General features: G+C 67.7%; 10 protein-coding genes. 6 read left to right on the top strand and 4 right to left on the bottom strand.

The window, feature by feature from the left end; genetic code table 11:
• Positions 1 to 616: IclR family transcriptional regulator (locus tag AD428_RS00920; RefSeq protein ID WP_152967945.1), on the bottom strand; the 616-nt coding region annotated here is incomplete at its 3' end.
• Between the two features lie 188 nt (positions 617 to 804).
• Between AD428_RS00920 and AD428_RS00915 the strand changes: the two genes are divergently transcribed.
• Positions 805 to 1,419: an ABC transporter ATP-binding protein gene (locus AD428_RS00915; protein WP_053243795.1), complete on the top strand. Its 615-nt coding sequence runs from the start codon at positions 805 to 807 to the stop codon at positions 1,417 to 1,419.
• 100 nt (positions 1,420 to 1,519) lie between these two features.
• Here the strand turns inward: AD428_RS00915 and AD428_RS00910 are convergent, their stop codons facing one another.
• Both AD428_RS00910 and AD428_RS00905 read right to left on the bottom strand, forming a co-directional pair.
• Positions 1,520 to 1,882, bottom strand: coding sequence for a hypothetical protein (locus AD428_RS00910; RefSeq protein ID WP_053243794.1), 363 nt, complete (start codon positions 1,880 to 1,882; stop codon positions 1,520 to 1,522).
• 301 nt (positions 1,883 to 2,183) lie between these two features.
• Positions 2,184 to 2,831, bottom strand: a complete 648-nt coding sequence (locus tag AD428_RS00905; protein ID WP_082308195.1) for an isochorismatase family cysteine hydrolase — start codon at positions 2,829 to 2,831, stop codon at positions 2,184 to 2,186.
• A gap of 185 nt (positions 2,832 to 3,016) precedes the next feature.
• On the opposite strand from AD428_RS00905, the gene AD428_RS00900 reads away from it, so the two are divergent.
• From AD428_RS00900 to AD428_RS00880, 5 genes are all read left to right on the top strand, one after another.
• On the top strand, positions 3,017 to 3,988 hold the full coding sequence (locus tag AD428_RS00900) for a LysR family transcriptional regulator (protein WP_053243793.1): 972 nt from the start codon (positions 3,017 to 3,019) through the stop codon (positions 3,986 to 3,988).
• A gap of 126 nt (positions 3,989 to 4,114) precedes the next feature.
• Positions 4,115 to 5,038, top strand: coding sequence for an aliphatic sulfonate ABC transporter substrate-binding protein (locus AD428_RS00895; protein ID WP_235488693.1), 924 nt, complete (start codon positions 4,115 to 4,117; stop codon positions 5,036 to 5,038).
• Positions 5,039 to 5,159: 121 nt separating this feature from the next.
• A complete protein-coding gene (locus tag AD428_RS00890) occupies positions 5,160 to 5,930 on the top strand; it encodes an ABC transporter permease (RefSeq protein WP_053243801.1) in 771 nt (256 codons plus the stop codon).
• Between the two features lie 32 nt (positions 5,931 to 5,962).
• Positions 5,963 to 6,733, top strand: coding sequence for an ABC transporter ATP-binding protein (locus AD428_RS00885; RefSeq protein WP_053243791.1), 771 nt, complete (start codon positions 5,963 to 5,965; stop codon positions 6,731 to 6,733).
• A gap of 29 nt (positions 6,734 to 6,762) precedes the next feature.
• Positions 6,763 to 8,079 (top strand): NAD(P)/FAD-dependent oxidoreductase, encoded by a 1,317-nt coding sequence (locus AD428_RS00880; protein ID WP_053243790.1) that lies wholly within the window; start codon positions 6,763 to 6,765, stop codon positions 8,077 to 8,079.
• 14 nt (positions 8,080 to 8,093) lie between these two features.
• Here AD428_RS00880 and AD428_RS00875 read toward each other — a convergent pair whose 3' ends face one another.
• The gene (locus AD428_RS00875; protein WP_053243789.1) at positions 8,094 to 9,311 is read right to left on the bottom strand and encodes an MFS transporter; all 1,218 of its coding nucleotides are present in this window, start codon (positions 9,309 to 9,311) and stop codon (positions 8,094 to 8,096) included.
• Between the last annotated feature and the right edge of the window lie 19 nt (positions 9,312 to 9,330).

The raw sequence follows: 9,330 nt of genomic DNA, 5'->3' as shown, positions 1-9,330 counted from the left end.
CTAACAATTCGTTATATGAATCCCAACGATAAATATCGAATGTCTTAACTGCTATTGGTAATAAAGAAAAAAGCGGCCCGCAGGCCGCCTGCTTTCTTCCCGGGAGACGCGCCTCARCTCGTCGCACCAGCGGCAGCAGCGCCTCGGCCTCTTCCTCTTCCAGCGCCGAAAGCAGCGCCAGGCTGCCCGCGCCCACGCCCAGCGGGCGGCGGCTGCCCACCTCCAGATAGTTCGCGCGGATGGGATAGTCGCCGAAGCACAGATCCACGCACACCGACTCCCAGCCGATGGGCACGGACAGGATCACCGTATCCCCGAAGCGCCGCGCCAACCGTATCAGCGCCGACCGGGCCAGCCCGCGCAGATCGAGGCCGTTCACCATGGCATGGTGCATCGCATACACTTGCGGCCCGAGCATATAGTGCTTGCTCACCGGGTCTCGCTCCACGAAACCCTCTACCTCCATGTCCTTCAGAATCCGCAGCGCCGTCGATATGTCCAGGCCGGCATGCTGCGCAATGTCCGTCAGTCTGTGGATGCGCCGGTCCGACAGGCTCGCCAGTACGCGGCAAGCCTTCTTCGTAGCGGAAATGGCGGGTGAGTCCTGCAACGACATGGCGAGGGGTTGCCTGGAAAGCCGAACACGGGAACAAGATAGAAAGCCCCGCCAGGCAGGTAAAGTTGCGCCGCAGCAAAATTTTGCCTGGCGAAAGTCGGGCGCCGGCGAGGCGGCGGGGTTCAGGCGGCCCGCCGGAAGCGCAATGGCATCTGGCCGCCCATCGCGTTCATGCGTACACTCGCGGCATGCTACGCATCGACAATCTCGGCAAACGCTACGGCGACCATCTCGTCTTCCAGGGACTGACGCATACCTTCCAGCCCGGATGCATGGCGCTGTGCGAAGAAGACAGCACCGGCAAATCCAGCCTGCTCGCCATCATCGCGGGCGCGCTCGCCCCGGACAGCGGAGACGTCTGGATCGACGGACATTCCCTCATCCACGCGCCGCAGCAGGCCAAGGCCCGCCTGGCCTACGTGCCCGACAATTGCCTCGCCTTCCCCTCCCAGACCGGGCGCGGGCTGTTGGAACAGGTCGCCGCGGAAAAGCACGCCGCCCTGGACGACGCCGTGCTGGACCTGGCCCGCGCTCTGGGCCTGGAACCGCACCTGGACAAGCGCTTCGAGCAGATGTCCACCGGCACGCGCCGCAAGGTCTACCTGACCGCCGCGGCCCTGGGCAGCCCGGCCGTGGTCGTCGCGGACGGACCCAGCAACGGATTCGACGCGCAAAGCCGCGCCGTGCTGGCCGGACTGTTCAAGACCTGGGCGCAGGACCGCGTCGTGTTATTCGCCAGCCACGATGCGGAGCTGGTGCGGGCCTGCGGCGCGCGGCAGGTCCGCGTCGGCACGCTGCGCTAGCCGTCGGCCACGGGCGCATGTCGCCCATGGCCGGCCACTGCAACGCTTCAGCCCGCCGCGTGCGGCGTCTCCGCCGCAATGCCTTGGGCGGGCGGGACGCTCAAGCAACCAGACGCAGATGCCGCTTGCCCACCGGCGCCGTGGGCCGCTTGACCAGGCTGATCGGCACGAACTCCAGCGGCTTGCGGCCAGCCGCCGCGTCGCTCAGCCCCGCCGTCAGCAACGCGGCCCTCGACGCGCCGGACCCGCGCGCGTCCTGGAACCCGCGGGCAAGTTCCATCGCCTGCTGTTCCGCCATCTCCCGCGATGGCCAGATCGTGCGGCAGAAATGCGTTCTGCACACGGTCGTTTGCTGAGTGTGGTCGATAACGTCCACATAACCACGAAATGCGCCGTACTCGACCTCCATGACATTGGGGCGAACCGACTTGAGGGCAAGCGGTTTTTGCGAGATGGGAGCCATGATCGTATTCCTTGAAAGGACACGCATTCATCCTAGCGCGGAACGGCCGCGGGGATGTGGCGCTTTGCAGTTTTTTGGATTGGTATCGGGAGGTGGCGGGGTGAAAGGGGACGTTGCAGAGCCGAATAATGGGCGTTTTTGGCATTGAGCCGTTCTGGCTGGCAGCCAATCCGCATATGAAACTGAGCTGGCAACGCATTGTGCGCTGCGAGTCTGCCGTCTGGCTGGCAGTGGCATCAATCCAATGCGGCTATCCCTTGCGCACCGGATGCGGTCTGCCCGCGATTTCCGCCGCGCCTTCTTACCCAAGCAACTCCAACGCCTCCTCCAACGACACCACCACCGTCCGGGACTCGAACGCCGTCGAGAACAGACGCTCATGCACGACCGGATCCGGGTCATAGCAGCAATCCTTGACCGTGAACAGCCGGTAATCCGCGTCGCTCGCATACGCCACCGACGACAGCACGACGCCGGTGGAGGCGATGCCGGCCATGAGCAGGGTGTCGATGCCTTGGGCGGAGAGGCGCAGCTCCAGGCCGGTGCCGAAGAAGACGCTGGCGCGGTGGGCGAGGATGAGGGGTTCGCCGGGGCGCCGGCCGAGTTCGGGGGAGAGCTGGTCGTGGACGAAAAGCCCCATTCGCTTGATGCCCAGCCCGTTGCGGTTGAGCGGGCTGACTTCGGGGTACCCGGGGCTGAAGTGGATTTTGACGAAGTAAACGCCGACGCCTTTGCGCCGCGCGGCGTCGCACAGCTTGCGCGTGTTGGCGAGCAGGGTGGGCGCCGCCGACGGGAACAGGGCCATGATGTCGGTCTGGTAATGCATGACCAGCAGGGCGGTGCGCGCCGGGTCGATGGCCGGGGGGTGTGCCGGCTGCGCGGCGGGGGCGTCCGGGCCGGGCTGCGGGCTTTCCGGGCGGGGCGATCCGGTTTCGATGCGTGTCGACATGATGGAGACGCGATGAGCGGGACGTTCGACTCTATCACGGGCGTCCTGCGGCGATCGGGGCGCCCGAGGGGCGGAATCCCGGCCCGATTTCATCCGCGCTAATGCTCACTATTAGATTTGCTTAAACATCCAGGATTTTTTGACGATAAATCCCGGCATTCTTAGCATTTCTCATAGGAGACAGCATGGGTGCGCTGAAGAACGATTCGGACCTGGATATCCGCATGCTGCGCATTTTCGCGGCGGTGGCGTCGGCCGACAGCCTGTCGGCGGCGGCGCAGGCGCTGGGGATTACGCAGTCGGCGGTGTCGCAGACGATGTCGCAGATCGAGGCCACGCTGGGCATGAAGGTGCTGGACCGCTCGCGGCGGCCGTACCGGCTGACGCCGGCGGGGGTGACGCTGCAGCGGCAGTCGCGGCAGATCGTGGACGATGTGGACCGGCTGATCGCACAGGTGCGCGAGGCGGACCTGATGAACCGGCCGGCGATCCGGATCGGGATGATCGATTCGTTCGCGGCGACGACGGGGCCGGCGATCGTGAAGCGGCTGACGCAGAGCGCGAGCCAGGTGCTGGTGTGGTCGGGGCTGGCGTACGGGCAGGCGCAGGCGCTGCTGAACCGGCAGGTGGACATCATCGTGACCACGGACGCGCTGGAGGATGTGGACGGGCTGGAGCGCCGCGCAATCCTGACGGAGCCGTTCGTGCTGGCGGTGCCCACGGCGCGCGTGGACGAGTTCGCGCGCATGGATCTGCGCCAGCTGGCGCAGGCGGCGCCGTTCATCCGCTTCAGCCGGCGGTCGCATTTCGGGGCGATGATCGAGCGCCATCTGCGCCGCGCGAGCGTGACCGCGCCGCCGTTCCTGGAGATCGATACCAGCGACGTGGTGATGGCGATGATCGCGGCGAATCTGGGCTGGGCGCTGACGACGCCGCTGTGCCTGCTGCAGGGGCGCTCGTGGCTGGACCAGGTGGCGGTGCTGCCGCTCCCGGGGCCCGGCCTGGCGCGCACGCTGCACCAGGTGTCGCGGCAGGGCGAGTTCCAGGAGATGGCGGAGATGTTCTGGCAGTTCGGCCGCCAGGCGCTGGCGATGGAGATTTTTCCGCAGATGAGTGCGCACCTGCCGTGGCTGGGGCGGCAGATGCGCTTGTGTTGAAGAGCCATTCCCAGGAGCCGCGTCCGTGTCGGGGCGGCCAGACGGCAAAAAAGGAGAGAGACGTGCGGGAGACGAGACGAGGTTTCATCAAGGGCGCGGCGCTGGGCGCTGCCGCTGGCCGGCCGCGTGTGGGCCGCGGGCGCGCAGTCGGTGCGCTACGGCGGGTCGGCGTGGCTGGGGCATTATCCGGCATGGCTGGCGATGCAGGCGGGCTATTTCAAGGGCGAGGGCCTGGAGGTGGGTTGGGAATCGTTCGGCACGACGTCGGCGCGGGTGAGCGCGCTGCTGTCGGGCAATATCGACATGGCGGTCACGGCCGCGCCGGCGGCGCTGGCGGTGATGGCGCGCGGTTCGCGGCATTTCGCCATCGTCGGGGTGCCGGAGAATTTCGGGCGCGTGGAAGGGCTGATCGTGCGCGAAGGAGCCAACAGCCTGCAGGACCTGAAGGGCAAGAAGGTCGGCGTGACCTTCGCGTCCAGCGCGCACCTGCTGGTGCTGAACCTGCTGGAGCAGTCGGGGCTGAAGGCGGACAAGGACGTGACGGTGCTGAATGTGCCGGCGCCGGAGATTCCGGCCGCGTTCCAGTCGGGCCAGATCGACGCGGCGGCGGCATGGACGCCGCAGTTCAACGCGGTGCGCGGCATGTCGGGCGCGCGGGTGCTGGCCGATGATACGCAGTTCTCGCTCTACAAGGAGTACGGCGTGACGCCGGGGCCGGATGTGCTGGTGGCGCGCCGGGCGTTCCTGGACAAGCATCCCGAGGCGGTCAAGGGTTTTCTGAAGGCGTATTTTCGCGCCAACGAGCAGTTGCGCTCTCAGCCCGACAGCGCGGTGACGCCGCTGGTGGCGCTGACCAAGCTGGCGCCGGCGGACCAGCTGGAGATGGTGAAGGGCGCGGACTGGTACGGCGCGGCGGAGCAGCGCTCGCTGTTGGACCCGGGCGGCAAGTACATCGACGGCCTGCAGAAGTTGGCCGAGATGATGGTGCGCTACGGGCAGATCGACAAGGCGCCGCCGGTGCGCGAGTGGGTCGATCCGGCCTATCTGTAGCCTGCAGCCGCCGCTTGCACCGCGTTTTTCCGCTTTCCCCGTTTACGAAATGCCGCCGGCCCTGCCGGCACGGCGGCGGACGCCGCGCGTCCGCCCCGCTTACGCCTGGATCGATTGAATGATGAATGCGCCGACTCGCCAGCGCCGCCCGGACCTGATGCTGATCAGCAGCGTGTCCGTGATCGCGCTGCTGCTATTCTGGGAGGCCGCGTGCCGCCTGCAATGGGTGGATCCGCTGTTTCTGCCTCCGCCCTCTTCCGTGTTCGCCCGCATGACGGGCATGTGGGAGCAGGGCTCGTTGATGGATCACATCCTGGCGTCCGCGCGCCGGGTCATGGTGGGTTTCGCCGCCGCCACGGCGCTGGCGATTCCGCTGGGGATTTTCCTGGGGACGTCGCCGCGCGCCCGCGCGGCCTTCGACCCCATTTTGTCGTTCCTGCGTCCGCTGCCGTCGATGAGCTGGATTCCGCTGTCGCTGCTGTGGTTCGGCATTACCGAGACGCAGAAGTACAGCATCGTGTTCATGGGCACCTTCGCGCCGGCGCTGCTGTATGTGATCGAGGCCACGCGCAACATCGACCCGCTGCTGATCCGCGCGGCGCGCAACCTGGGCGCGAGCGGCGCGCAGGTGATGCGCATGGTCATCCTGCCGGCCAGCCTGCCGCAGATCTTCAGCGGCTTCAAGGTGATCCTGGGGCTGTCGTGGACCTGCGTGATCTCCGCGGAACTCGTGGCCGCCAAGGAGGGCCTGGGCTTTCTCATCATGAACGGCAAGGAGTTCTTCCAGACCGACACGGTGGTGCTGGGCATGGCGCTGATCAGCATCACGGTGCTGATAACCGACGTGGTGTTCCGAATCATTGAAAACAGGGTGCTGGCATGGTCGCGGTAAACGGTGCGGGCAGCAAGGCTGCAAACGACACGATGATCTCCATCGAAGGCATTTCCAAGTCCTTCGGGTCTTTCCATGCCTTGCAGGGCGTGGACCTGCAAGTGAAGCGCGGCGAGTTCCTGGTGGTGTTGGGCGCGTCGGGCTGCGGCAAGTCCACGCTGCTGAACCTGATCACGGGATTCGAGCGTCCCAGCGCGGGCCGCATCGTGGTCAACGGCCGCGAGGTGCGCGACGTGGACCCGCATTGCGGCATGGTGTTTCAGCAATACGCGCTGTTTCCCTGGCTGACGGTGGCCGAGAACGTGGCCTTCGGGCTGAAGCTCAAGGGCGTTTCTGCCGCCGAGCGGCGCGCGACGGCGCAGAAGTTCATCGAGATGGTGGGCCTGAAGGGCTTCGAGGACGCCTATCCCAAGGCGCTGTCCGGCGGCATGCGCCAGCGCGTGTCCATTGCGCGTGTGCTGGCCAACGATCCGGACGTCATCCTGCTCGACGAGCCGTTCGCGGCGCTGGACGCCATGACGCGGCAGGTGCTGCAGGAAGAGCTGACGCGCATCTACGAGCGCGCGGGCAAGACCATTGTCTTCATCACGCACTCCATCGACGAGGCGCTGCTGCTGTCCAACCGCATGGTCATCATGAGCGCGCGGCCGGGCCGCGTGGCTTGCGACATTCCCAACGACCTGCCGTTTCCGCGCAATGCCGACGTGCAGCTTTCGCCGCGCTACATCGAGCTCAAGTCGCAGATCTGGAGCATCGTGCAGAACGAAGTCATGCGCAGCCTGCAGGCGCGCGCGGACCAATGATTCGCCAACCGCAACACTGAACCATCATCATGTCTCACCCTCCAGGGCAATCGCGGACTTATCCTCTCTATCAAAGCGGCTCCGGCTGGAACGCCATGCTGCCCGCGCGCGCGCCGCGCACCGCGCCGCCGCCGCACACGCGCTTCAGGCACGTGGTGATCGGCGCCGGCTACACCGGCCTGGCGGCCGCGCGCAGGCTGGCGGAGCTGCAGCCGCGGGAGCCCATCCTGGTGCTGGACGCCGCCTCCGCGGGCGAGGGCTCCGCCGGCCGCAACTCCGGTTTTCTCATCAACCTGCCGCACAATACCCGCATGGGCGGGCATCACAGCCCGCTGCAGATCGCGCGCAAGCAGATCGCCATGTACCAGGCCGGGCTGGACTGGCTGGCCGAGCTGGCCGAACGGGGCGGGTTCGATTGCGGCTGGGATGTGGCGGGCAAGTACCATGCCGCCGCCACCGAGCTGGGCTGCCGCAACCTGCGCGCGTCGCTGGCGCAGTACCGGGAGTGGGGCGTGGCTTACACGGAGCTCGACCGCGAGGCCATGCACGAGCGGTTGGGCACGCGCTATTACCAATTCGGCTATCACTCCATGAACAATGTGTTCGTGCAGCCCGCGGCCCTCATCCGCGGACTGGCCGACACGCTGCCGCAGAACGTGTGGCTGATGGAGAACAACCCGGTGCTGGCCGTCGGCGGCTCGGGCCCCTACACCGTGCGCAGCGCCAGCGGCGAGTTCACCGCCGACAACCTGATCCTGGCCAATAACGCATTCGCGCGCAAGCTGGGCTTTCTGCGCAGCCGACTCGTCACCATCTACACCTATGCCGGCGTCACGCCGGTGCTGGACGCGGCGCAACAGGCCCTGCTCGGGCAGCGCGACCAGTGGGGCGTGATCCCCGCCAACCGCCTGGGCACCACGCTGCGGCGCATCCGCGGCGGCCGCTTCATGGTGCGCAGCGCCTATTCCTACGAGGCCGAGCAGCCGCTGGAGCGCATGGCGCAGCTGCTGCGCGATTCCTTCCGGCGCCGCTATCCGGAACTGGCCGCGCACGATTTCGAGTATGTGTGGAGCGGTTCCACGGCGCTCACCGGCAACGGCGCGTCTTTCGTCGGCCGCGTCCGGCCCGGGCTCTATGCCGCCGTGGGTTGCAACGGCGCGGGCGTCATCAAGGGCACGATCCACGGCAAGCTGCTGGCCGAGCAGATCGCGGGCCGGCGCAGTCCCATGCTGGACGACCTGGAGGCGTTCGAGAAGCCCAACTGGCTGCCGCCCGATCCGCTGCGCCGCATCGGCGTCATGATCGCCATCGCCAGCCAGGCGAAGAAGGCGGGGCTGGAACGCTGACGCGCCCGGCGGGTCTACCCCTGCAGGCTGCGCAGCTTGCGCAGCTCCGGAAACCACCACATCCACAGCCCCGCCACGGCAAGAGTGCCCAGCCCGCCGATGACCACGGCGGGCACGGCGCCGAAGAGCGCGGCGGTGAGGCCGGACTCGAATTCGCCCAGCTGGTTCGAGGCGCCGATGAACAGGGTGTTGACGGCGCTTACCCGGCCCAGCATGTGGTCCGGGGTGTTGAGCTGCACCAGCGAGGAGCGCACCACCACGCTGATGGCGTCGGCCGCGCCCAGCACGGCCAGCGCGGCGACGGACAGGGGAATGGAGCGCGACAGGCCGAAGACGATGGTGGCCATGCCGAAGACGGCGAGGGCGCCGAACAGCAGGCGGCCGACCTGCATGCCCAGGCTGAGCCGGGCCAGGGTGAGGGACATAAGGGCCGCGCCGCAGGCGGGCGCGGCGCGCAGCGCGCCCAGGGCCCAGGGGCCGGCGTGCAGGATGTCCTTGGCGAAGATGGGCAGCAGCGCGGTGGCGCCGCCCAGCAGCACGGCGAAGAGGTCCAGCGACAGCGTGCCCAGCAGCAGCCGGCGCTGGAAGATGAAGGTAATGCCGGCCAGCAGGGTGCGCGCGGTGGTGGGTTCCTTGCGCGGCGGGGCGCGTTCGATGCGCAGCGAGGCGATGCAGACGCAGGACGCCAGGTACAGCAGCGAAGCCAGGCCGTACACCCAGACAGGCCCGAGGCCATAGCCCAGGCCGCCGAGCGCGGGGCCGGCGATCTGGGCGATCTGGCCGCCCGAGGAAGACAGCGCCGTGGCCCGCGGCAGCCAGGCGCGCGGCACGACGGCGGGAATCAGCGTGGACAGGGTGGGCGATTCGAACGCGCGGGCCGAGCTCATGGCGATGAGGGTGGCGTAGATCAGCGGCTTGCCGCCGAAGCCTTCGAAGGCCGCCAGCGCCAGCAGCAGGGTGGCCAGGGTTTCGACGGCCATGCAGAGGGCGACGATGCGGCGGCGGTCGTAGCGGTCGGCCACGTGGCCGACGATAAGGGTGAGCGCCGCCATGGGCAGGAACTGCGCCAGGCCGATCAGGCCGAGGTCCAGCGCCTCGCCGGACAGCGCATAGACCTGCCAGCCCACGGCCACGGACACGATCTGGAACGCCAGGGACGCGCCCACGCGGGCGGTCAGGAAGTGCAGGAACGCGGGGCGGGCGAGCGGGTTGGTCGAATCGGGGCTGGGCATGGTCGCGCGGGCCGGAGGG

The organism is Achromobacter sp. DMS1 (genome assembly GCF_001270295.1).
This window is presented reverse-complemented; position numbering and strand designations above follow the sequence as displayed.

Excerpts from the sequence above, each read along its gene's own strand:
- AD428_RS00880 (WP_053243790.1), top strand. The coding sequence starts at position 6,763 with ATGTCTCACCCTCCAGGGCAATCGCGGACTTATCCTCTCTATCAAAGC.
- AD428_RS00905 (WP_082308195.1), bottom strand. The coding sequence starts at position 2,831 with ATGTCGACACGCATCGAAACCGGATCGCCCCGCCCGGAAAGCCCGCAG.
- AD428_RS00915 (WP_053243795.1), top strand. The coding sequence starts at position 805 with ATGCTACGCATCGACAATCTCGGCAAACGCTACGGCGACCATCTCGTC.
- AD428_RS00890 (WP_053243801.1), top strand. The coding sequence starts at position 5,160 with ATGAATGCGCCGACTCGCCAGCGCCGCCCGGACCTGATGCTGATCAGC.
- AD428_RS00875 (WP_053243789.1), bottom strand. The coding sequence starts at position 9,311 with ATGCCCAGCCCCGATTCGACCAACCCGCTCGCCCGCCCCGCGTTCCTG.
- AD428_RS00900 (WP_053243793.1), top strand. The coding sequence starts at position 3,017 with ATGGGTGCGCTGAAGAACGATTCGGACCTGGATATCCGCATGCTGCGC.
- AD428_RS00910 (WP_053243794.1), bottom strand. The coding sequence starts at position 1,882 with ATGGCTCCCATCTCGCAAAAACCGCTTGCCCTCAAGTCGGTTCGCCCC.
- AD428_RS00885 (WP_053243791.1), top strand. The coding sequence starts at position 5,963 with ATGATCTCCATCGAAGGCATTTCCAAGTCCTTCGGGTCTTTCCATGCC.